Here is a 23,643-nt window from a genome sequence, read left to right on the forward strand (position 1 = left end):
CGTTCAAACGGGAACACTGAGTGAAGCCTGCCAAGCTCACTCTCATTAAAACTTTTGCGGTATTTTTCCAGAACATCAAATTCTGTGAAGCCCAAAGTTGGGTGAATTTCGGAAATATTTTGTATCTTAGCCATATCTTAGTCGGGGAATTTCCCCCGTTTTGGCCTTCAAACCTTATTTGCGGGGGAATACCTAAAGATACAAAAAAGCCAGCTAATTCGCAATATTTTGTGTATGAATTAGTTGGCTGATTTTATATTATTTACTGAATGTCCCTAAAATATATCGTGATGATATACGTCAATTCTATTAACTGGTTTTATGAGGATGAGCGTCCGGTACTACTGTCCCGGACGCTCTTTTATGAATAGAGGGTGTTGTTTCGCTCTTTTAGCCTTCTATGTTCTGTATCTCTACCTCTTTTACTTTGCGGAAAAGGTCGGATGCGAAGATGAAGTTGTTCAGGCGTTCGTTGGTAGAGGTAAAGATGTCGTCCTTGCTGCCTTCCCACTCTTTATGGCCTTCGTAGATGTAGATGATTTTTTCTCCGATACCCATTACGGAGTTCATGTCGTGGGTATTGATGAGTGTAGTCATATTGTATTCGCGGGTAATATCCTGTATCAGTTCATCGATGACGAGAGATGTTTTGGGGTCCAGGCCGGAGTTCGGCTCGTCGCAAAACAGATATTGCGGATTCAGGGCAATGGCGCGTGCAATGGCTACGCGCTTCTGCATACCGCCGCTGATTTCGCCGGGAAACTTGTCTTTGGCTTCACCGAGGTTTACGCGTTCGAGGCAGAACATGGCGCGGCGCGTACGGTCGCGTACAGTGTCCGAGCTGAACATGTTAAGAGGGAACATCACGTTGTCCAGCACTGTCATAGAGTCGAACAGGGCGGCGCTTTGAAATATCATTCCCATTTCACGGCGCAGGGCTTTCTTCTCTTTCTTACCCATTGTGAGGAAGTTGCGGTGGTCGTATAGCAACTCTCCCTTATCGGGTGTCAGCAGGCCTACGATACATTTCATCAGTACGGTCTTTCCCGAACCGCTTTGGCCGATGATAAGGTTGGTCTTTCCATTTTCGAAGGTGGCATTGATATCCGTCAGTACCTCTTTCTCTTCAAACGACTTGCAAAGTCCTTTCAGTTCAATCATTCTTACTTAATTTTGAATTCGGAATCAACTTATTATCCCATTAGTAACTGCGTCAATATGAGGTCGGCAAATAAAATCAGTACGCTGCTGCATACCACCGAATCCGTAGATGCTTTACCCACCTCGATAGAACCGCCTTCTACCGTATAACCGAAGAAAGCCGATACGCTGGCAATGATGAAGGCAAAGAACAGCGACTTGATGATACCGCACCAGATGAACCATTCTACGAACATGTACTGCAAGCCGTATTCCAAATCGACGGCCGACATGATACCGCCGAACCAGCAGGTACAAAACGCACCTATAATTCCTGCGAATATACTGAACGTCACCATTAAAGGAATGGTTGATACCATTGCTGCGATTTTGGGTAATATCAGGTAATTGGCGGAGTTGACTCCCATGATTTCGAGAGCGTCTATCTGTTGGGTAACCCGCATCGTACCCAACTCGGAAGCGATGTTCGACCCCACTTTGCCCGCCAGTATCAGGCACATAATGGAAGATGAAAATTCCAGCAACATGATTTCACGAGTGACGTATCCTACCGTCCAGCGCGGCATGAAGGGGCTTTCTATGTTCAGCTTGATTTGTATGGTAATAACGGCTCCGATAAAGAATGATATCAGCAATACGATGCCGATGGAATTTACACCAAGCTGTTCGATTTCATTGATGTATTGCCGAAAGAACATACGCATACGTTCAGGGCGGGCAAAAACACGTCCCATTAGCATGATGTATCTTCCGACTGTTCTAAGTGCTTTAATCATGACTCGTAAGTATTTGTCTGCAAATGTACACTATTTCGGCTTATTTTTGCTACATTTGCGCCAGTTTCACCACAGATTACGCCGATTGGCACAGAAATTTTTCATAAAATGCAATAAGATTTGTGTACGGGTATCGTAATCTGCAGGAGAAATGATAAACTTGCAGATTGATATTAATCTGTGCAAACCTGTATAACGTGGTGATATAGCCTTATGGAAGAAGAAAGCAAAATGGTGCTCCGGACGGAAGATTTGGTAAAAAAGTACGGTAAACGTACAGTAGTGAGCCATGTTTCTATCAACGTAAAGCAAGGGGAAATCGTTGGATTGCTGGGGCCGAACGGAGCCGGTAAGACTACTTCATTCTATATGACCGTAGGATTGATTACTCCCAATGAGGGACGTATCTTTCTGGATGATTTGGATATTACGAAATATCCCGTGTATAAGCGTGCGCAGACTGGTATCGGTTATTTGGCGCAGGAGGCATCCGTATTCCGCCAGATGAGTGTGGAGGACAATATCGCCGCTGTACTGGAGATGACGGATAAACCTCTGGACTACCAGAAGGATAAGCTGGAGAGCTTGATTGCCGAGTTTCGCTTGCAGAAAGTCCGTAAAAACAAAGGTAATCAGTTGTCCGGTGGCGAGCGTCGCCGTACGGAGATTGCCCGCTGCCTTGCTATCGACCCGAAGTTCATCATGCTCGATGAGCCGTTTGCCGGAGTAGACCCCATTGCGGTGGAGGATATTCAGCAGATTGTGTGGAAACTGAAAGACAGGAATATCGGTATCCTGATTACCGACCACAATGTGCAGGAAACGTTGAGTATTACCGACCGGGCTTATCTTTTGTTTGAAGGGAAAATCTTGTTTCAAGGTACGCCGGAGGAACTTGCGGAGAACAAGATTGTACGTGAAAAGTATTTGAGTAACAGTTTCGTGCTTCGTCGCAAGGACTTTATGGTATAGGTAAAAAGTGAAAAGAGTGCTGTTGTTTATAGGAGCGGTATTTCTTTTTGTTTCGGTTTCAGGACAGAATACTGCGGAAATCAATCGCATCCTTGAAGTTACGGATTCGCTGTATTCGCTCGGTAAGGCAGATTCCGCATTGGTCGTTTGCCGGAAAGCGGCTCCGTTGATTCGGCAGGAAAAGAATCCCGGTGTTATCGTTTCGTTCTATACTTCGCAGGGGGTATATCTGCGGTCGTCCGGTTTGTTGCCGGATGCGGTGAAGTCTTACGATACGGCACTGGAATATGTGAACCGGCTGGATATGTCGTCGGAGGACGACAGGCAGAGTGCTGTAGTATTGTACAATAATCTTTCTACTTTGCATATGGATATGAAGTCGCTCGACAAGTCCGAGGAATATGCGTTACGTGCCGTTTCATTAGCTGATAAATGTACCGATAAGGCTTTTCGTGCACAGATTTACACTGTGGCCTCTTCTGTTTTTATTGTCAGGAAACTTTACGATAAAGCTAAAGAGTATTTAGAGAAAGCGGTTGAGCTGTCGCACGAAGAAGGACTGTTCGATAACGAATTGAGTGCTCTTACTTATTATATGCTGGTTTTGCAGAGAACCGATAGTCCGAAAGGCGAGATAAACAGATATGCCCGAAAAGCGGATTTTATTCTTCCCCAGGTAAGCTCGGTAATGACTTTAATAAATTATTATCAGATTTTATTTGTAATCCGGCGGGATAATAAAGAGTATCGGGAGGTTATTGCCACAGCAGATAAATTGCTAAGCTTAGACGGGATTAAAAACTATCCTTTCCTTTTATACGATATTTATAATAACCTGCATTCGGCATATAAGCATGTACATGATTATGAACGTGCTTATGCAGTTTTGAGTCAGGCGCAGGAACTGAATGATTCCTTGTTCCAGAAGGAAAAGGCAAAACAGTTGGAGGAGCTTTCCGTAAAATATGAAAGCAAGGAGAAAGAACTTGAAATACAGAAACTGAATGAGGAAAAACGCTGGGAGCGGCAACGTTTATACATCGTTATGGGTTGTTCGGGATTCGTATTGGTGATTTCGGGTTTATTTTTTGCTTATTCCGTACAGCGGCAGAGGTTGCGTGCGGAACGTCAAAAAAGGGAAATGGAAGCCCAACGGCATGAGTTCGAGCAGTTACAGCGTGCTACGGAACAGAAAATGACCCGTAACTATCTGGATAAACTGGAGAATGAGCATGCACGCCTGGCAAAAGAATTGCACGACGGTGTTTGTAACGACTTGTTCTCTATGGAGGTAAGTGCGGGTTCGGAGCCGATTGGGCAGACGAAAAACTGGATTGCAAATTTGCGGAAGATAAGGGAAAATGTCAGGCTCGTTTCTCATGAACTGCTTCCGCCGGTATTTCAGGAAGCTACAATCAACGAGGTTATATCCAACTACCTGGAGAACCTTTCCACACCGGAATGTCCGATACATTTTGAAACATTTCCCGAGGATGTGGAATGGACGGGATTACCGGAGGCAATGTCGCTGGATATCTATCGAATTATTCAGGAAGCGGTAAGTAATTCGTTGAAGCATGCCCGGGCTACCCGGATTTCAGTCGTTATGGAATGGAAACTTCCCTATCTGGAAATCAGGGTATCCGATAACGGAAGCGGCACTGCAATAGACAGACCGGGGATAGGGATGCAAACGATGAAGGAACGGGTAGCTGTCTTGAAGGGTACTTTCACGATAGAATCCACCTCATCGGGAACTGCGGTTATTGTGCTCATTCCTGTCTTTTGAAGTAAAAACTACGGTTTCCCGTAGGGTATATGTCGGCTTGTATGTCTAATTTTGTCAATGATAATAAATATAAAACAGACATCAAATGAGGTTCGACATAGTTCTTATAGATGACCATTCTTTAGTATTGGAAGGGCTGAAAACTCTATTGGGAGATATTGCCGACGTAAACAATGTTTATACGGTGACTAACGGTACTGAATTACTGAGTTTAATAAAGTCACATACTTTTCATATATACATTACCGACCTTGAATTGCCCGATATCGACGGTTTCGAGCTGATACACAGAATAAAAGAAAATAATCCTCAGGCTAAGATAATAGTTTGCACCATGCACGAGGAGATATGGATTGTAAACAAACTGAGGCATCCGGATATCAATGCTATCGTTTTTAAGTCTTCGGGAACGGAAGCGCTGCGTGAAGCGGTACGTGCCGTTATGCTGGGGGAAAACTATTACTGCCAGCGTTATCAGCAATTATATAAAGAAAAAAGCCGGACGGAAGATGAAACGGAATTGCCGGATATGTTGCCCACCTCGCGCGAGCTGGATGTCTTGAAGGCGATAGCTCAGGGTATGAATACACATGAAATTTCCCGTCATCTGTTTATCTCCGAAAATACGGTTGAATGGCATCGGAAAAATCTGATGTTGAAATTTGCTGCGCGTAATGCGACGGACTTGGTTATCAAAGCACTTACCAAAGGTTATCTGACAATTCCACTTTAGCACTACAGCCGGGATAAGCCCTGCCGTTTGTAGGTAGTTTTGAGAAACTTGGATATAGGGCTGTACTTAAAATCATTACAATACCATGAAAAAAGTTATTTTTACATTTATGGCGGAAACGGGTAAGGCCATTGACAGGGCTTGCGAAGATGCCGGTACTACTTTATCGGCTTGGGAAAAATCGTTGACCGATGATGAAAGGAAACAATACCGGGATATAACGACTGAGCTTCGGAAAACGGCAGATAAATAAATTATATACGGATTACTAAAACAAGGAGATTATGAAAAGGCTGTATTATTATGCAATGAGTTTGGCTTTCCTGCTTGCATTTCCAGGGTGTAGCGATGATGAGAATCCGCCGTCGCCCCCTCCCTCCAAAGGCGTGGAAGCAGTGAATAAGATTGTGGAAGTGCTGGAAACGAAAGAGGAGGTCAGTGTGTTTGTGGAAATCCTGAAAACGGTCGATGTAGCCGACCTCGAAGAGGATGAATTGACTGTTTTTGCGGTACGTAATGCTGTTCAATCGCGGGCTACGGCCGAAGTTTTGGACTCTGCATCTATCAAGCGCCATATCGCTGTAGGCAGTTATCAGAAAGCAGAGCTTAAGAATGGCATGGTACTGAAAAGTATAAACGGCGAAAACCTCTATGTTTCCCATTCCGGTAATGGGGAAGTGTATATAAACGGAGTGCCTATAGAGGGAGAGGCTATTGCAGCAGGTAATAGCTATGTGTATGTCATTCCGGAAGTTTTGGCAGAGCAGGTAGAAAAGAAACATACCACTACAATCGAAGTGAAAGAGCTTATTGCCGGTTCGATGACCCCGGGACCGTTGGCAGGAGTTGCCGTGACGGTGCAGGACGGAGCTGGCAGTCTGTTGGGTGAATGGACTACCGATGAAGCCGGACTTGCTGTGATAAAGCACGACGGAGATACTATTGTATACCAAGTAAAAAAGGAGGGATACTCCGAACTCTACAACGGTTATTTATTGAACGGCATTTCGGCTGACGGCGGCTTTGCTTATGTAGACTTGAACGGTGATGGTAAATGTGATGAAAACGACAAGGTTACCTCTTCTTCCTATTCGTTTTTCCTGAGTTATAAAGATATGGCGGATGCGGAAAGCACGCAAACATGCTATATGACGGCTGTAACGTCTGGAACTGACTTGGTAAAGATTGAGGCGGATTGGCATGCCGCGTTCCTGGAGTATATCGAGGAGAATCTTTCGTTGGAAATGACCTTGCTTACCGGTTACGGAGGATTTAACTATGCGGACGAAGAATTAAAAAACTGTTCGGAACGTTTATGGAAAGTAGCCTATGAAACCCTGGATAAGGGAAGGGAGTATACGGAACAGCTTGCCTCTATGGAAGACGCGCAGGATTTGTTGATGACTATCAATGTAGAAATGGCGATAATCCGTAGCCAGCTCTACGGATATTATGGTGATAATTTACTTGACGGCGAAACAAAAGTTCCTGTAGACCAATTGATTGCTGACCTCCAGCAGGCAATAGATACGTATCCTTCCGAGAGCTCACACAGAGATGCCATGAATCTCTTGCTGGCAAAGATGTATATGGGTAAAAATAGCTGGGGAGACGCGTTGGAATACTGCCGGAAAATAGAGAACAGCGGACGGTATGAGTTGACTTCGCTATATTATCCCGAAAAGGGAGAGGCGATATGGAGCGAATTTAAGTATATGGATGAAAACGGCAATGAGGTTGCGGAGTATCTGTTGCTTTACCGTGAAGTTTATTTGCTTGCTGCCGTTGCTAACTATAAACTCGGAAAAGAGAATGACAGTAACGAATATATCGACCTTTTGGAGGGGATTTTGGGCGATACATTTGCAGCTACTCCTGAAAGTTTAGCGGAAATGGCTCAAAGGCTTTTGCAAGGTAACGGAGGTCAGGTATATCCTTATTACAGATTCTTGAATACTCCTATATTGTTAGGAGGTTTTACTGCCGATAAGCATTATTATCTTCCTATCCCGGAACAGTATTTGGATAGATTATCCCAGAATCCGGGATATAATTAATTTCTCTTAATGTCTTTACAAATTAAAAGGACTGCATCGGGTAGTGTTTGCCCGATGCAGTCCTGTTTTTTCTCCCTTAATCTATATGATTAGAATTTCGGAGGTCTTGCTTCTTTTACTACCATCTGGCGGCCGAAGAATTCAGCACCATCCAGCTCGGAAATAGCTTTGGCAGCAGCTGTGCTGTCTTCCATTTCTACGAATGCAATGCCTCTGAAACGTCCGGTTGCACGGTCCATAATAAATTTAACAGAAGATACTGTGCCGTAATCTTCCATGACCTTCTGCAGGTCGCCTTCCTTAACACGGTAGTTAAGGTTTCCAACATAAATGTTCATAATGAAAAATGTAAATAAATGAAATAAATAAAACTCTCTTTAGAAAGACGGCGGAATAATAAAAAGATTACAACGACAGAGAGTTTACAAAAACGTTTTTTCAACGGAAGTAAAAACCATGTAATGGAAATCGAGAAACTAATATGCCATCATTCCGTGACAAAGGAACGCATTAATTTCGGAACTGCAATATTTTTCTTTGATTTTTTTACATAAATGCGGAAACTGCATTATTTTTCTTGCCCGGCGCTGCCGGTTAGCGGCAGAAAATGCCGGAATATCCCTCGGTTGCCTTTCTTTTTCCTACGAATGAATAGGTTGGCGTATACAGGCAAATGCACGGAAGATAAACGAAATATATTTCTTGTTTTTTTGATAATTGAAAGATTAACGCTAATTTTGCACGCTCAATTTGAGAATGGAATAAAGTATAAATCAAATAAATAATTGTCAGAATGAACGTTTCATTGCAAAACATTGACAAAGTAAGCGCCCTGCTTACTGTAAAGCTTGAGAAAGCAGACTATAAAGAAAAGGTAGACAAATCATTGAAGAACTTCCGTCAGAAAGCTCAAATTCCCGGCTTCCGCAAAGGTATGGTGCCGATGAGCCTCGTGAAGAAGATGTATGGTAAGTCGGTATTGGCTGAAGAGGTTAATAAGCTTCTTTCTGATTCCGTATATAAGTATATTCAAGACAATAAAGTGAATATCCTGGGCGAACCTCTGCCTAACGAAGACAAGCAGAAAGAAATCGACTTCGATACTATGGAAGAATTCGAATTCCTGTTCGATATCGCTTTGGCTCCGGAATTCAAGGCAGAAGTTTCCGCTGATGATAAAGTAGATTACTATACGATTGATGTAACCGAAGAAATGGTTAACAACCAGGTGAAGGCTTACACGCAACGTAACGGCAAGTACGAAAAGGTAGATGCTTATGCCGACAACGATATGCTGAAAGGCCTGCTTGCAGAACTGGATGCGGAAGGCAATACCAAAGAAGGCGGCATTCAGGTGGAAGGCGCTGTAATGATGCCGTCTTATATGAAGAATGACGGGCAGAAAGCTATCTTCGCCAATGCAAAGGTGAACGACGTACTTGTGTTCAATCCCTATACCGCATGGGACGGAAATGCTGCCGAGCTTGCTTCCCTGTTGAAAATCGACAAAGAAGCCGTTACTGAGATGAAGTCGGATTTCAGCTTCCAGGTAGAAGAAATCACCCGTTTCGTAGAAGGCGAGCTGAACCAGGAAATCTTCGACCAGGTATTCGGTAAGGATACTGTCAAGAGCGAGGAAGAATTCCGGGCTAAAGTGAAAGAGACCATTGCCAATCAGTTTGTAGCGGACAGCGATTATAAGTTCCTGCTGGATGCCCGTAAGATGCTTATGGCGAAAGTCGGCAAGCTGGAATTCCCGGATGCATTGCTGAAGCGTATCATGCGCCTGAACAATCAGGATAAGGACGAGAAGTTCGTGGAAGATAACTACGAAAAGAGCATCGAGGAACTGACCTGGCACCTGATTAAGGAACAACTGGTGAAAGCCAACGATATCAAAGTCGAGCAGGACGATATCCTCAATATGGCAAAATCGGCTACCCGTGCACAATTTGCACAGTACGGCATGCTGAATGTGCCCGATGAGGTCCTCGACAACTATGCAAAGGAAATGATGAAGAAAAAAGAAAGCATCGAAGGCTTGGTAAACCGCGTTGTCGAAACAAAATTGGCTGCTGCCTTGAAAGCTCAGGTAAAACTGGAAAACAAAAATATTTCAGCCGAGGAGTTCAATAAAATGTTCGCATAAGATTTTGCGGGGAAACCGCTGGTTTTTATAAAGAAACACAGAGTTTGACAAACTATAACTCTGTGTTTTTTTGTGTCTCTGTGTTCTTTTTCGTTTCTTTGCATTCACATTAAAAATTAAAAACAGAAAGAAAATGGATGATTTTAGAAAATACGCTACCAAGCATTTAGGAATGAACAGCTTGGTGCTGGATGATGTGATTAAGTCACAAGCCGGGTATTTAAATCCTTATATCCTGGAAGAGCGTCAGTTGAATGTAACCCAACTGGACGTATTCTCCCGCCTGATGATGGACCGTATTATTTTCCTCGGTACACAGATAGACGATTATACAGCCAATACTTTGCAGGCGCAGTTGCTATACCTGGATTCCGTAGATTCGGGCAAGGACATCTCTATTTATATCAATTCGCCGGGCGGTTCGGTATATGCCGGGCTGGGTATTTACGATACCATGCAATTCATCAGCAGCGATGTGGCTACCATTTGTACCGGTATGGCTGCCAGTATGGCTGCCGTGCTGCTGGTTGCCGGAGCCGAAGGCAAGCGCTCCGCACTGACACACTCGCGCGTGATGATTCACCAGCCTATGGGTGGCGCACAAGGGCAGGCCTCGGATATCGAGATTACAGCACGCGAAATCCAGAAATTGAAGAAAGAACTTTATACTATCATAGCCGACCACTCGCATACTCCTTTCGACAAGGTATGGGCCGATTCCGACCGTGATTACTGGATGACGGCACAAGAGGCCAAAGAATACGGTATGATAGACCAAGTCTATACGAAGAAATAAATATGGCAGACTCTAAACGAAATAAAAACAGATGTAGTTTCTGCGGGCGCTCGGAAGATGAAGTCGGGTTCCTCATTACGGGGATGAACGGCTACATTTGCGACAGTTGCGCTACCCAAGCCTATGAAATTACTCAGGAAGCCTTAGGAGCTAAAAAAGACAAAGCTACCAAACTGAACCTGGAAGAACTTCCCAAACCGGTAGAGATAAAGAACTTTCTCGACCAGTACGTTATCGGGCAGGATGATGCGAAACGCTTTCTGGCGGTATCGGTATATAACCATTATAAACGCCTGTTACAGAAGTCGGGCGACGACGATGTGGAGATTGAAAAGTCCAATATCATTATGGTGGGCAGTACCGGAACCGGCAAGACTTTGCTTGCCCGTACCATAGCCAAATTGCTTCATGTGCCTTTTACCATTGTAGATGCAACCGTGCTGACGGAAGCCGGCTATGTGGGCGAGGACATCGAAAGCATCCTTACCCGCCTTTTGCAAGTGGCAGATTATAATGTAGCGGAGGCGGAGCAAGGCATCGTGTTCATAGATGAAATCGACAAGATTGCCCGCAAAGGCGACAATCCTTCCATTACCCGTGACGTAAGCGGTGAAGGCGTACAGCAGGGGCTATTAAAGTTGTTGGAAGGTTCCGTCGTGAATGTCCCGCCCCAGGGTGGGCGTAAGCATCCCGACCAGAAAATGATTCCCGTAAACACCAAGAACATCTTGTTTATTTGCGGCGGTGCGTTCGACGGTATCGAGAAGAAGATAGCGCAGCGCCTCAATACCAACGTCGTGGGATATGGCGCAGTACGCAATACGGCTGCTATCGACAAGAATAACATGATGCAGTACATCGCCCCCCAGGATTTGAAGTCGTTCGGCCTGATTCCCGAGATTATCGGCCGTCTTCCGGTATTGACCTACCTGAATCCCCTGGACCGTACGGCATTGCGGGCTATCCTGACGGAACCGAAAAATTCCATTATCAGGCAATACATCAAGCTGTTCGAAATGGACGGTGTGAAGCTGACTTTTGAAGACGCGGTATTCGAGTACATCGTAGACAAAGCTATCGAGTATAAACTGGGAGCCCGCGGATTGCGTTCCATAGTCGAAACCATTATGATGGATGTAATGTTCGAAATCCCTTCGGAGCACAAGGACAGCTTGACCGTGACCCTGGATTATGCCCGCCGTCAGTTGGAAAAAGCGAATATGGCAAGGCTTCAAAGTGTTTAAAATCAGAAGGTAATACAAATATAGTTGACTTTTTTGTGTTTTATTGAAAAATATTCGGCGGATTATGCTTGAAATTTAAGAAGTTGTTTATAACTTTGTTAGAGTTCTTAAAAACAAGAAACGTCTTAGCGGCGCTACTAATTGATTAACTCAATAAACAACCTAAATGAATCATGGCAGGGAAGATTAATTTGACAGACCAGCTGAAGAACTACTTCGGGTTCGATACTTTTAAAGGAAATCAGGAAGCAATCATACAGAATCTGTTGGAAGGTAACGATACTTTCGTGTTGATGCCTACCGGTGGGGGGAAGTCTTTGTGTTATCAGTTACCTTCTTTGTTAATGGACGGCACGGCTATCGTGATTTCCCCTTTGATTGCCTTGATGAAGAATCAGGTGGACGCGATGCGTAACTTCAGCGAGGAGGACGGGATAGCCCACTTCATTAATTCTTCCCTTAATAAAAGCGCGATAGACCAAGTGAAGTCCGACATCCTTGCCGGAAGAACGAAGCTGCTGTATGTAGCTCCGGAGTCCCTGACCAAAGAAGAAAACGTGGAGTTTCTGAAAACGGTGAAAATATCCTTCTATGCCGTAGACGAGGCCCACTGTATTTCGGAATGGGGGCATGACTTCCGTCCGGAGTATCGCCGTATCCGCCCTATTATCAATGAAATCGGAAAAGCGCCGCTCATAGCATTGACTGCGACGGCAACGCCGAAAGTGCAGCACGACATCCAGAAGAACCTGGGTATGGTAGAAGCACAGGTGTTCAAGTCGTCGTTCAATCGCCCGAACCTTTATTATGAGGTACGTCCTAAGACAGCAAACGTAGATAAGGACATCATCAAGTTCATCAGGAACAATCCGGAAAAGTCGGGTATCATCTATTGCCTGAGCCGGAAGAAAGTGGAGGAACTTGCTGAGATACTCCAGGCGAACGGCATTAATGCCCGTGCCTACCATGCCGGAATGGATTCCGCCACACGAACACAGAACCAGGACGATTTCCTTATGGAAAAAATCGATGTGATTGTGGCTACCATTGCTTTCGGTATGGGAATAGACAAGCCCGATGTGCGTTATGTGATTCACTACGATATCCCGAAAAGCCTGGAGGGATATTACCAGGAAACCGGACGTGCCGGAAGAGACGGAGGCGAAGGACAGTGTATTACTTTTTATACCAACAAAGACTTGCAGAAGCTGGAAAAGTTTATGCAAGGCAAACCTGTTGCAGAGCAGGAAATAGGCAAGCAGCTTCTGCTGGAAACCGCTGCGTATGCCGAATCGTCCGTTTGCCGCCGAAAGACGTTGCTACACTATTTCGGTGAGGAATATACGGAGGAAAATTGTGGAAATTGTGACAACTGTTTAAATCCGAAAAAACAAGTGGAAGCTCAGGAATTATTGTGTACCGTGATAGAAGCTATTCTTGCGGTAAAAGAAAATTTTAAAGCAGACTATATTATAGACATTATACAGGGAAAAGAAACCTCGGAAGTGCAGGCACACCTGCACGAAGACTTGGAGGTATTCGGTTCCGGTATGGGAGAAGAAGACAAAACTTGGAATGCCGTTATCCGCCAGGCGCTGATTGCCGGTTATCTGACGAAGGAAGTCGAGAACTACGGTTTGTTGAAAGTAACCGACGAAGGAAAGAAATTCCTGAAACATCCTAAATCTTTTAAGATAACGGAAGATAACGATTTCGAGGAAGTGGAAGAAGAAGCGCCGGCACGCGGCGGCGGAGCTTGTGCGGTAGACCCCGCGCTCTACTCCATGCTGAAGGACCTGCGCAAGAAACTCTCCAAGAAACTGGAAGTGCCGCCTTATGTCATTTTCCAAGACCCCTCCCTGGAGGCAATGGCAACTATCTATCCGGTAACCCTGGATGAATTGCAGAATATCCCGGGTGTAGGAGCCGGTAAGGCGAAACGTTACGGCGAAGAATTCTGCAAATTGATTAAGCGCCACTGCGAGGAAAACGAGATAGAGCGCCCCGAAGATTTGCGTGTACGCACCGTAGCCAATAAATCCAAGATGAAAGTGGCTATTATCCAGGCTATCGACCGTAAAGTGGCGTTGGACGACATTGCCATGTCGAAAGGAATCGAGTTCGAGGAACTGCTGGACGAGATAGAAGCTATCGTCTATTCCGGTACGAAACTGAATATCGACTATTTCCTGGAAGACATCATGGACGAAGACCATTTGTTGGATATATACGACTATTTTAAAGAATCCACCACAGACGATATCGACGACGCCCTGGACGAATTGGGAGACGATTTCACCGAAGAAGAAGTGCGTCTGGTACGCATCAAATTCATCTCCGAAATGGCAAATTAATCCCTGGGCGCTGATTTAAAAAAAAGAAAAAATATTGCGTGTAGATATACGGAATGGAATAAAAACCGTATATTTGCACGCAATAAATTTTAAACGCATAGCCCTATGTCATTTATTGCTGATAAGATTGTAATGGACGGATTGACCTACGACGACGTTTTGTTAATCCCTGCTTACTCTGAGGTACTTCCTAAAACAGTCGAGCTCTCGACTAAGTTTTCACGCAACATCGAGTTAAAAATACCGTTTGTAACAGCCGCCATGGACACTGTTACCGAGGCGAAAATGGCTATTGCCATTGCCCGTGAAGGCGGAATCGGTGTCATCCATAAAAACATGTCTATCGAGGAACAAGCCCGTCAGGTTGCTATCGTAAAGCGTGCCGAAAACGGCATGATTTATGACCCGGTAACCATAAAGAGAGGCTCTTCGGTTGCCGATGCCTTGGGGTTGATGTCCGAGTACAAGATTGGCGGTATCCCGGTAGTAGATGATGAAGGATGCCTGGTGGGTATCGTTACCAACCGCGACCTCCGCTTCGAGAAAGACCATAACAAGCGTATCGATGAAGTAATGACGAAAAAGAATATCGTTACTACCAATCAGACGACCGACCTGGAAGCTGCCGCCCAAATCTTGCAAGAATACAAGATTGAGAAGCTACCAGTAGTCGATAAAGACAATAAGCTGGTAGGCTTGATTACCTATAAAGACATAACCAAGGCCAAGGACAAACCTATGGCATGCAAGGACAGCAAAGGACGCCTCCGCGTAGCTGCCGGCGTAGGCGTAACTGCCGATACGCTGGAACGCATGCAGGCACTGGTCGATGCCGGGGCGGATGCTATCGTTATTGACACAGCCCACGGACACTCCATGTATGTGATTGAGAAGCTGAAAGAAGCCAAGAAACGCTTCCCGGACATCGACATCGTGGTAGGTAATATCGCTACCGGAGAAGCAGCGAAGGCATTGGTGGAGGCCGGTGCCGACGGCGTAAAGGTAGGTATCGGTCCGGGTTCTATTTGTACCACCCGTGTGGTGGCCGGTGTAGGCGTTCCCCAGTTATCTGCCGTGTACGATGTGGCGAAAGCCTTGAAAGGCACAGGTATTCCTTTGATTGCCGACGGCGGTTTGCGTTATTCCGGTGACGTCGTGAAAGCATTGGCTGCCGGCGGTTACTCTGTAATGATTGGCTCGCTGGTTGCCGGTACGGAAGAATCTCCGGGCGAGACGATTATTTTCAACGGACGAAAATTCAAGTCCTACCGTGGCATGGGCTCCCTGGAAGCTATGGAGCACGGTTCCAAAGACCGTTACTTCCAGAGCGGAACGAACGATGTAAAAAAACTCGTGCCGGAAGGTATTGCAGCCCGTGTTCCTTATAAGGGAACCTTATATGAGGTAATCTACCAGTTGACAGGCGGCTTGCGTGCAGGTATGGGCTATTGCGGCGCTGCCAATATAGAAAAGCTGCACGATGCTAAATTCACCCGCATCACCAATGCCGGCGTGCTGGAAAGCCACCCGCACGATGTGGCAATCACCAGCGAGGCTCCGAATTACAGCCGTCCCGAATAAAGAATTCGACTATGAACATAGGTGCCCGGAGAGTAAATTATGCTTTTCGGGCATTATTTGTTTATGATGTTGTATCTTTGTGACGTGCCTGCTATCTTGATTTGGCTTATTTAATAGACGATTATGGTAAGAATTTGTTTGGCGATGCTTTTTCTTTGGTCGGGTTGGAACGCTTTCTCCCAACAAGACCCGGTGTTGATGCGTATCGGCGGGAAGGAGATACTGCGTTCCGAGTTTGAGTACAGCTACCGTAAGAACAAAGCCACGCTTGCCCCCGGACAGGCTACGCCGGAAAAGTACGTGGAGTCTTTCGTAAACTTCAAGCTCAAAGTCGCTGCCGCCGAAGCAGCCGGGTTGGACACGCTTCCCGTTTTCCGCGAGAAGGTGGAGGCATACCGCAACCGGCTGATAAAATCATACTTGGTCGATGAAGCCGCAACGGAAGATGCAGCCCGGCAGATATACGATAAAATGAGAACCTCCCGCCTGGCCGGGCAAGTACGCGTAAGCCATATCTTTAAATACCTCCCTCAGAATATCTCCGGCCATATGCTTCGTAGCGAAGTTGCCCGCATGGACTCCATTTATGAAACCCTCCGGAAAAATCCTGCGGATGAGGTTTTCGATACCTGCGTAAACCGCTTCTCCGACGAGAAACAGACATTCTGGGTAGACCGGCTGCAAATGCCGGTAGAGTTCGAGGACATAGTATTCGGATTGCCGGTAGGAGAGGTGTCGCAACCCTTTTTTACCCCGCAGGGCATTCACATCGTAAAAGTGCTCGAACGGAAAGAAATGCCGCCCTTTGAGTATGTGAAAGATGAAATAACGACCAGCCGGATGCGCCGCCACGGAATAGCCCCGGAGGTGGGGGCACAGGTGGAGAAACTGAAGAAAGAGTACCGCTATACCCCCGACAAGAAAGGCATGGATGAACTGCTGGCTTCGGGGCATACGCGCCGTACCCTGTTTACCTTGGCGGACATAGCCTATACGGGAAACGATTTTGCCCGTTTTGCAGCGGCATATCCGGCAGGCGTACGCAGGCAGTTGGATGCTTTTATCACGAAAACCGTGCTCGATTATGAAAATACACGTCTGGAGCAGAAACATCCCGATTTGCGTTGCCTGGTGCGGGACTACCGGGAACAGCTTTTATGGAATGAAATCACGGGCAAAGAACTCGGCGGGCAGGTAGTTACGGATGATGCCGGGCTGAAAGCCTATTTTGAAAAACACCGTTCCCGTTATCAGTGGAAAGAACGGCGGTATAAAGGCATCGTGCTGCACGGCGTAAGCAAACGCATCGTCAGGCGAGCCCGCAAATTCCTGAAAAGCCTGCCGGAGGAAGAATGGAAAGATGCAATCCGCCTGACCTTCAATGCCGGTGCACAACCCCAGATACTGGCGGAACAGGGTACATTCGCCCCCGGCGACAATGCCTATGTGGACGATTTGGTGTTCAAAGGCGGGGACGCCGTACCTATGGCGTCATTTCCTTTTACCGTCGTACTGGGCAAAAAGGTGAAAGGGCCGGAAGACTACCGGGAAATAAAAGACAAGCTCGCCGCAGATTACCGCAGCTATCTGGATAACCGGTGGATAGCCCGTTTACGCGCTTCCGCTAAGGTTGAAATAAACCAAGAGGTTTTAAAAACCGTTAATAATCACTGATGCAACCGATTAAAGCAGTATCTTCGTACCTTAAATATAGTAAATATCGATTGGTAATGCGAACAACCTGTTTGGGGCTTTTGATTCTTCTTTTCTGCGGGTCGTGCAAGGAACAACACGACCACGGAGGGCGAACGCCGCTGGTGGAGCTGGATGGCAACTTCCTTTACCATGAAGACCTGCAGTCGGTGCTTCCCGCGGGCTTGTCCGCAGATGACAGCCTGCTATTTGCAGAGCATTATATTCGTAACTGGGCGGAAGACGTGCTGCTGTACGAGAAGGCGCAGAGCAATATCCCCAACAGCGGCGAGATTGACCGGCTGGTGGAGAACTACCGGAAAGCATTGATTATGCACACCTACCAGCAGGCGTTGATAAACCAGACCCTCTCCGAAGAAATCTCGGAAACAGACCTGGCGGATTATTATGAGAAACACCGGGAACTTTTCAAGGTAGAGCGCCCTTTGATGAAAGGACTGTTTATCAAAGTCCCCCTTACGGCTCCCCAGTTGTCCAATGTCCGCCGCTGGTATAAGTCGGAAGCCCGCGAAGCCGTGGAGCATCTGGAAAAGTACAGCCTGCAGAATGCCGTGAAGTACGAGTACTTCCATGACAAGTGGGTGCCGATAGCGGAAGTAATGGATTTGATGCCGCTCAAAGTGCCCGATGCCGGAGAATACCTGGACAAAAACCGCCATGTGGAATTGAAAGACACCGCATTTTATTACTTCCTGCACGTAAGCGACTACCGTGCGGTGGGAGAGCAGGAACCGTACGAGTTTGCCCGTACCCAGGTAAAGGACATGATGCTGAACATGAAGCAGGTGGAGTTTATGAAGCAAGTGAAAGACGACCTGTACCGGCGTGCGGAGAAAAGAGACAGAATTAAATATTATTAGTATAAGACACCAAGAATGAAAAAGTGTATGAACTTTAAGTTTGTAGTTTTATTTGCCTTGACACTGTTAGCCGGTTCTGCCGTTTATGGACAAGACAATGTGATTGACGAGGTAGTGTGGGTAGTAGGCGACGAGGCTATATTGAAGTCCGAAGTAGAGGAGGCGCGTATGAGTGCCCTGTACGAAGGACGCAAGTTCGACCGCGACCCCTATTGTGTGATACCGGAGGAAATAGCCGTGCAAAAGCTGTTCCTGCACCAGGCGGCACTCGACAGTATCGAGGTTTCCGAGGCCGAGGTAATCCAGCGTGTGGACTATATGACGAATATGTACATCACCAACATCGGTTCCCGCGAGAAAATGGAGGAATACTTCAATAAGACCTCCAGCCAGATTCGCGAGACGCTGCGCGAAAACGCCCGCGAAGGCTTGAAGGTACAGAAGATGCAGCAGCAACTGGTCGGCGAAATCAAGGTAACGCCTGCCGAGGTACGCCGCTACTTCAAAGACCTGCCCCAAGACAGCATCCCCTATATCCCCACGCAGGTGGAAGTGCAGATTATCACCCAGCAGCCCAGGGTTCCTTTGGAAGAAATAGAAAGCGTAAAGAAACGCCTGCGCGACTTTACCGACCGCATCACGAAAGGCGAAACCAGCTTCTCCACGCTGGCGCGCATGTACTCGGAAGACCGCGGTACGGCTATCAACGGCGGCGAAATGCCGTTTACGGGACGCGGTTACCTGGACCCCGCCTTTGCCAATGTAGCGTTCAACCTGCAAGACCCCAATAAAGTATCGAAGATTGTAGAGTCCGAGTTCGGCTTCCATATCATCCAGCTCATGGAGAAACGCGGCGACCGTATCAAGGTACGCCATATCCTGCTGAAACCCCACGTGCCGGAAGAAGCGCTGATTTCGGGCATGGCACGCCTGGATTCCATTGCCGACGACATCCGTAATGGAAAATTCACCTTCGAGGAAGCGGCATCCGTACTTTCGCAGGACAAGGACACCCGCAACAACCACGGCCTGCTGCCCAATCCCAACACCAATACTTCCAAGTTCGAGATGCAGGAGCTGCCGCCTGAGATTGCCAAGGTGGTAGACAAGATGAAAGTAGGAGAGATTTCCGAGGCATTCACTATGATTCCGCAGAAAACCGGCAAGGAAGAATGCGTTATCGTGAAGCTGAAAAGCCGTACCAACGGCCATAAGGCAACTGTTGCCGACGATTATCAGAACCTGAAAGAGATTGTATTGGAGAAACGCCGTGCCGAGATGCTCGACAAATGGATTCGCGAGAAGCAGAAACGCACGTACGTCCGCATCAACGAAAATTGGAGAAACTGTACATTCAAGTATCCGGGATGGATAAAAGACTGATAATTGGTTTGATATGCCTGTTCGGCATTTGTGTATTGAGTGCGCAGGACAAGAAAAGCGAGCCTGACAAGAAAAAGAAGCGTGTAGATTTGCTCTATGCCGATGAAGCGCAGGCAGACAAGCAGTCGCGTCCCGATGTGCAGGTGCTGATAGGCTCTGTCAGGATGAAGCACGACAGCATGTACATGTTCTGCGACAGCGCCCTGATTTACGAAAAAATCAATTCCGTGGAAGCCTTCGGCAACGTCCGTATGGAGCAGGGCGACACCCTGTTCATATACGGCGACTACCTGTACTACGATGGGATGTCGCAGCTTGCCATGCTGCGCGAAAACGTCCGCATGATTAACCGCAATACGGAACTCACTACGGACAGCCTGAACTACGACCGCCTTTACAACCTGGGATACTACTTTGACGGCGGCACGCTGACCGACGAGGAAAATGTGCTGACATCCGAATGGGGAGAATACAGCCCGGCAACCAAACTGGCGGTGTTCAACCACGACGTGGAGCTGGTAAACCCGAAGTTCGTCCTCACTTCCGATACGCTGAAATACAGCACGGAGTCCAAAATCGCCACAATCCTGGGACCTTCCGACATTGTCAGCGACAATAACCACATCTATTCGGAGCGCGGAATCTATAACACCGTATCCGAGCAGGCAGAGCTGCTGGACCGTTCGATATTGACGAACGAAGGCAAGAAGCTCACCGGTGACAGCCTTTTCTACGACCGCAAGTTAGGATATGGCGAAGCCTTCGACAACGTGCAGATGAACGATACGGTGAACAGGAATATGCTTACCGGCAATTACTGCTTTTACAATGAGCTCACGGGCAATGCCATTGCCACCCGGCGCGCCGTCGCTATCGACTATTCCCAGGGCGACAGCCTTTTCATGCACGGCGACACCCTGCGGCTGGTTACTTATAACCTGAATACCGACTCCGCCTACCGCGAGATGCGCGTCTATCACAAAGTGCGCGCCTACCGCACGGATGTGCAGGCGGTATGCGACTCCCTGGTCTACAACTCCAAAGACTCCTGCATGACGATGTACACCGACCCGGTGTTGTGGCACGGTGCGCAGCAACTGCTGGGCGAGGAGATAAAGGTGTACATGAACGACAGCACTATCGACTGGGCGCACATCATCAATCAGGCATTGGCAATAGAGCAGAAAGACTCCGTACATTACAACCAGGTTACGGGCAAGGAGATGAAAGCCTACTTCATCGGCGGAGAGATGCGCCGCGTAGATGTGAACGGCAACGTACTGATAATCTTCTATCCGGAAGAAAAAGACAGCACGATGATAGGCATGAACTATGCCGAAGGCAGCTTCCTGCGTATTTTCTTAAAAGACCGCCGCATGGAAGAAGCCGCCCTGATAGGCAAATCCAACGGCATACTGTACCCGATGGACCAGATACCGGCGGACAAGATGCGGCTGCCTTCATTCGTATGGTTCGACTACATCCGTCCGCTGAACAAATACGACATCTTTGAGTGGCGGGGTAAAAAAGCGGGTGAAACATTGCAGAAAATCGACCGGAAACCTTTAACTTCGCCAAGAGACATGCATATAAAACGAACTAAAAAATAACGCTATGGGAATGTTTACAATGCGCAAGCCGCGGAGGTTCCACCATTCGTACATCTACGTGGACGAGCGGAAAGAGAAACTGGCAAAAATGGAAGAAAATGCCAAGCGCGAGTTGGGCATGCTGCCGGAAAAAGAGTTCTCGCCCGAGGATATCCGGGGGAAATTCGTCGAAGGAACCACCCATTTGAAGCGCCGCAAGGAGAGCGGGCGCAAGCCTGTGCACCTGGGAGTCCTGCTGATAGTCATAGCCGTACTGCTATATCTGTGGTATGCCATTACCAACGGCATTATCTGACCTCCCTATATCTTAACCTCGTACTTTATAATTTTATACTAATCATGAGCGATATCATTCATTTGCTGCCCGATTCGGTCGCGAACCAGATTGCTGCCGGAGAGGTGATACAGCGTCCGGCATCCGTCGTCAAGGAACTGGTGGAAAATGCAATTGATGCCGAAGCCGGAGAAATACATGTTTTGATAACAGATGCCGGAAAAACCTGCATCCAGGTTATCGACGACGGAAAAGGCATGTCCGAAACCGATGCCCGCCTCTCTTTCGAGCGCCATGCCACATCCAAGATACGCGAAGCTTCCGACCTGTTCGCCTTGCGCACCATGGGATTCCGCGGAGAAGCGCTGGCATCCATTGCTGCGGTGGCGGAGGTAGAGCTGAAAACCCGTCCGGCGGGAGAAGAACTCGGCACGCGCCTGGTGATTGCCGGTTCCAAGGTCGAGAGCCAGGAAGCCGTTTCCTGTCCTAAGGGAAGCAATTTTTCCGTAAAGAACCTGTTCTTCAATGTACCGGCACGCCGTAAGTTCCTGAAAGCCAATTCAACGGAACTAAGCAACATCCTGGCAGAGTTCGAGCGCATTGCCCTGGTACACCCGGAAGTTGCCTTCTACCTGTATAGCAATGACACGGAACTGTTCAACCTGCCCGTCATGCCGCTACGCCAGCGCATCCTTGCCGTGTTCGGCAAGAAGCTGAACCAGCAACTGCTGTCGGTAGACGTGGATACGACGATGATAAAGATATCCGGTTTCGTGTCGAAGCCGGAAACCTCCCGCAAGAAAGGTGCCCACCAGTACTTTTTCGTAAACGGGCGCTACATGCGCCACCCCTATTTCCATAAAGCGGCAATGGACGCCTACGAGCAACTGATTCCCGCCGGAGAGCAGATATCCTATTTCATATATTTCGACGTTGCCCCCGCCAATATAGACGTGAATATTCATCCCACAAAGACGGAAATCAAGTTCGAGAACGAGCAGGCTATCTGGCAGATACTCTCGGCAGCCGTTAAGGAGTCGCTCGGGAAGTTCAACGCCGTACCCTCTATCGATTTCGATACGGAAGGCATGCCCGACATTCCGGCATTCGAGCAGAGCCGTCCCGTACAGCCGCCGAAAGTCCATTATAACGCAGACTTCAACCCTTTCAAAACCTCCTCCGCATCCTCCTATGGCGGCGGGGGAAGCTATTCGCGCAAGAGCGTGGAGTGGGAGGGGCTGTATTCCGGTCTGGCAAAAGCGAGCAAGATGAACGCGCCCGCCGAGGAAGAACCGCTCGATTACGGAGAAATCTCCTCTACCGTATCGGAGCCGGAAACGGACATTTCGCAACCCTCCCCCCTGTATGCCGGTACGCCGTCTGCGGTAGAGAAAGGAGCGCAGCACCTGCAATTCAAGGGGCGCTTTATCCTTACCTCCGTAAAGTCCGGCCTGATGCTGATAGACCAGCACCGTGCGCATATACGGGTATTGTTCGACCGCTATATGAGCCAGATTTGCCAGAAGCAGGGCGTATCGCAGGGAATGCTATTTCCCGAGATAATCCAGTTGCCGGCTTCCGAGGCGGCTGTCCTGGAGAGCCTGTCGGACGATTTGGCGGCAGTAGGTTTCGACCTCAGCCCTTTGGGAGGAGGCAGCTATGCTATCAACGGCATTCCCTCCGGTATCGAGGGGCTGAACCCGGTGGAGCTGGTGCGCAACATGGTACACACCTCTATGGAGAAAGGCAGCGACGTGAAGGAAGAAGTCCGCACAATCCTTGCATTGACGCTGGCGCGTGCGGCAGCCATAGTATACGGGCAGGTGCTGGGCAATGACGAAATGTCCAACCTGGTAGACAGCCTGTTTGCCTGCTCCACACCCAACTATACGCCCGACGGGCATACAGTCCTTGCCACTATCAGGGAAGAGGAGATAGAAAAGCTGTTCCTGAAGTAAGGAACACAGAGGTGCGTGAGGGCATGAAGGTGCGAATACAGAGGCACGGAGATGCGTGAATGTAGGGGCATGAAGGTATGCGAATACAGAGGCGCAGAGATGCGTGAATGTAGGGGCATGAAGGTATACGAGTACAGAGGCACGGAGATACGTGAATGCAGAGTCATGAAGGTATGCAAATACAGAGGCACGGAGATGCGTGAATGCTGAGTTATGAAAGTATACGAACACAG

Annotated in this window: 19 protein-coding genes; 16 read left to right on the plus strand and 3 right to left on the minus strand. The window is 47.7% G+C overall.

Annotated elements, in window-relative coordinates; genetic code table 11:
- Nucleotides 1–390 precede the first annotated feature (390 nt).
- Together C233_RS0103745 and C233_RS0103750 are read right to left on the minus strand one after the other, a co-directional pair.
- Nucleotides 391–1,161: an ABC transporter ATP-binding protein gene (locus tag C233_RS0103745; RefSeq protein WP_018666080.1), complete on the minus strand. Its 771-nt coding sequence runs from the start codon at nt 1,159–1,161 to the stop codon at nt 391–393.
- Nucleotides 1,162–1,193: 32 nt separating this feature from the next.
- A complete protein-coding gene (locus C233_RS0103750; RefSeq protein ID WP_009122825.1) occupies nt 1,194–1,937 on the minus strand; it encodes an MlaE family ABC transporter permease in 744 nt (247 codons plus the stop codon).
- Nucleotides 1,938–2,150: 213 nt separating this feature from the next.
- Here C233_RS0103750 and lptB point away from each other — a divergent pair, with 213 nt between their 5' ends.
- The 5 genes from lptB to C233_RS0103775 all read left to right on the plus strand — a co-directional run bounded on the left by lptB (nt 2,151) and on the right by C233_RS0103775 (nt 7,488).
- Complete coding sequence (gene lptB / locus C233_RS0103755; RefSeq protein WP_004288278.1) at nt 2,151–2,909, plus strand: LPS export ABC transporter ATP-binding protein; 759 nt, start codon at nt 2,151–2,153, stop codon at nt 2,907–2,909.
- Nucleotides 2,910–2,925: 16 nt separating this feature from the next.
- Entirely contained in the window at nt 2,926–4,698 is a 1,773-nt protein-coding gene (locus C233_RS0103760) for a tetratricopeptide repeat-containing sensor histidine kinase (protein WP_018666082.1), read from the plus strand.
- Nucleotides 4,699–4,783: 85 nt separating this feature from the next.
- Entirely contained in the window at nt 4,784–5,431 is a 648-nt protein-coding gene (locus tag C233_RS0103765; RefSeq protein WP_018666083.1) for a response regulator, read from the plus strand.
- 85 nt (nt 5,432–5,516) lie between these two features.
- The gene (locus C233_RS23995; RefSeq protein ID WP_018666084.1) at nt 5,517–5,684 is read left to right on the plus strand and encodes a hypothetical protein; all 168 of its coding nucleotides are present in this window, start codon (nt 5,517–5,519) and stop codon (nt 5,682–5,684) included.
- Between the two features lie 31 nt (nt 5,685–5,715).
- Nucleotides 5,716–7,488: a fasciclin domain-containing protein gene (locus C233_RS0103775; RefSeq protein WP_018666085.1), complete on the plus strand. Its 1,773-nt coding sequence runs from the start codon at nt 5,716–5,718 to the stop codon at nt 7,486–7,488.
- Between the two features lie 89 nt (nt 7,489–7,577).
- Here the strand turns inward: C233_RS0103775 and C233_RS0103780 are convergent, their stop codons facing one another.
- Nucleotides 7,578–7,826, minus strand: a complete 249-nt coding sequence (locus tag C233_RS0103780; RefSeq protein ID WP_018666086.1) for an RNA recognition motif domain-containing protein — start codon at nt 7,824–7,826, stop codon at nt 7,578–7,580.
- Nucleotides 7,827–8,281: 455 nt separating this feature from the next.
- On the opposite strand from C233_RS0103780, the gene tig reads away from it, so the two are divergent.
- The 11 genes from tig (at nt 8,282) to mutL (ending at nt 23,410) form a co-directional block, all read left to right on the plus strand.
- Nucleotides 8,282–9,637: a trigger factor gene (tig, locus tag C233_RS0103785; protein ID WP_018666088.1), complete on the plus strand. Its 1,356-nt coding sequence runs from the start codon at nt 8,282–8,284 to the stop codon at nt 9,635–9,637.
- A 133-nt stretch (nt 9,638–9,770) separates the two neighbouring features.
- Nucleotides 9,771–10,433 (plus strand): ATP-dependent Clp endopeptidase proteolytic subunit ClpP, encoded by a 663-nt coding sequence (gene clpP, locus C233_RS0103790; RefSeq protein WP_018666089.1) that lies wholly within the window; start codon nt 9,771–9,773, stop codon nt 10,431–10,433.
- Nucleotides 10,434–10,435: 2 nt separating this feature from the next.
- On the plus strand, nt 10,436–11,677 hold the full coding sequence (gene clpX / locus C233_RS0103795) for an ATP-dependent Clp protease ATP-binding subunit ClpX (protein ID WP_018666090.1): 1,242 nt from the start codon (nt 10,436–10,438) through the stop codon (nt 11,675–11,677).
- Nucleotides 11,678–11,850: 173 nt separating this feature from the next.
- Nucleotides 11,851–14,031: a DNA helicase RecQ gene (recQ, locus tag C233_RS0103800; protein ID WP_018666091.1), complete on the plus strand. Its 2,181-nt coding sequence runs from the start codon at nt 11,851–11,853 to the stop codon at nt 14,029–14,031.
- Nucleotides 14,032–14,136: 105 nt separating this feature from the next.
- Nucleotides 14,137–15,612: an IMP dehydrogenase gene (gene guaB, locus C233_RS0103805; protein WP_018666092.1), complete on the plus strand. Its 1,476-nt coding sequence runs from the start codon at nt 14,137–14,139 to the stop codon at nt 15,610–15,612.
- A 123-nt stretch (nt 15,613–15,735) separates the two neighbouring features.
- A complete protein-coding gene (locus C233_RS0103810; protein WP_034778313.1) occupies nt 15,736–17,286 on the plus strand; it encodes a peptidylprolyl isomerase in 1,551 nt (516 codons plus the stop codon).
- Between the two features lie 56 nt (nt 17,287–17,342).
- Entirely contained in the window at nt 17,343–18,185 is an 843-nt protein-coding gene (locus tag C233_RS0103815) for a peptidylprolyl isomerase (RefSeq protein ID WP_025069104.1), read from the plus strand.
- Between the two features lie 15 nt (nt 18,186–18,200).
- Nucleotides 18,201–19,568 (plus strand): peptidylprolyl isomerase, encoded by a 1,368-nt coding sequence (locus C233_RS0103820; RefSeq protein WP_018666095.1) that lies wholly within the window; start codon nt 18,201–18,203, stop codon nt 19,566–19,568.
- Nucleotides 19,553–21,178 carry an OstA-like protein gene (locus C233_RS0103825; RefSeq protein WP_025069103.1) on the plus strand — a complete coding sequence of 542 codons (1,626 nt, stop codon included), beginning with the start codon at nt 19,553–19,555 and terminating at the stop codon, nt 21,176–21,178. Before C233_RS0103820 ends, C233_RS0103825 begins: the two co-directional genes overlap by 16 nt.
- Nucleotides 21,179–21,182: 4 nt before the next feature.
- Nucleotides 21,183–21,473, plus strand: a complete 291-nt coding sequence (locus C233_RS0103830) for a hypothetical protein (RefSeq protein WP_018666097.1) — start codon at nt 21,183–21,185, stop codon at nt 21,471–21,473.
- Nucleotides 21,474–21,517: 44 nt separating this feature from the next.
- A complete protein-coding gene (gene mutL, locus C233_RS0103835) occupies nt 21,518–23,410 on the plus strand; it encodes a DNA mismatch repair endonuclease MutL (protein WP_018666098.1) in 1,893 nt (630 codons plus the stop codon).
- The last annotated feature ends 233 nt before the right edge of the window (nt 23,411–23,643 follow it).

The organism is Bacteroides gallinarum DSM 18171 = JCM 13658 (assembly GCF_000374365.1).
Taxonomy (GTDB): Bacteria; Bacteroidota; Bacteroidia; order Bacteroidales; family Bacteroidaceae; genus Bacteroides; species Bacteroides gallinarum.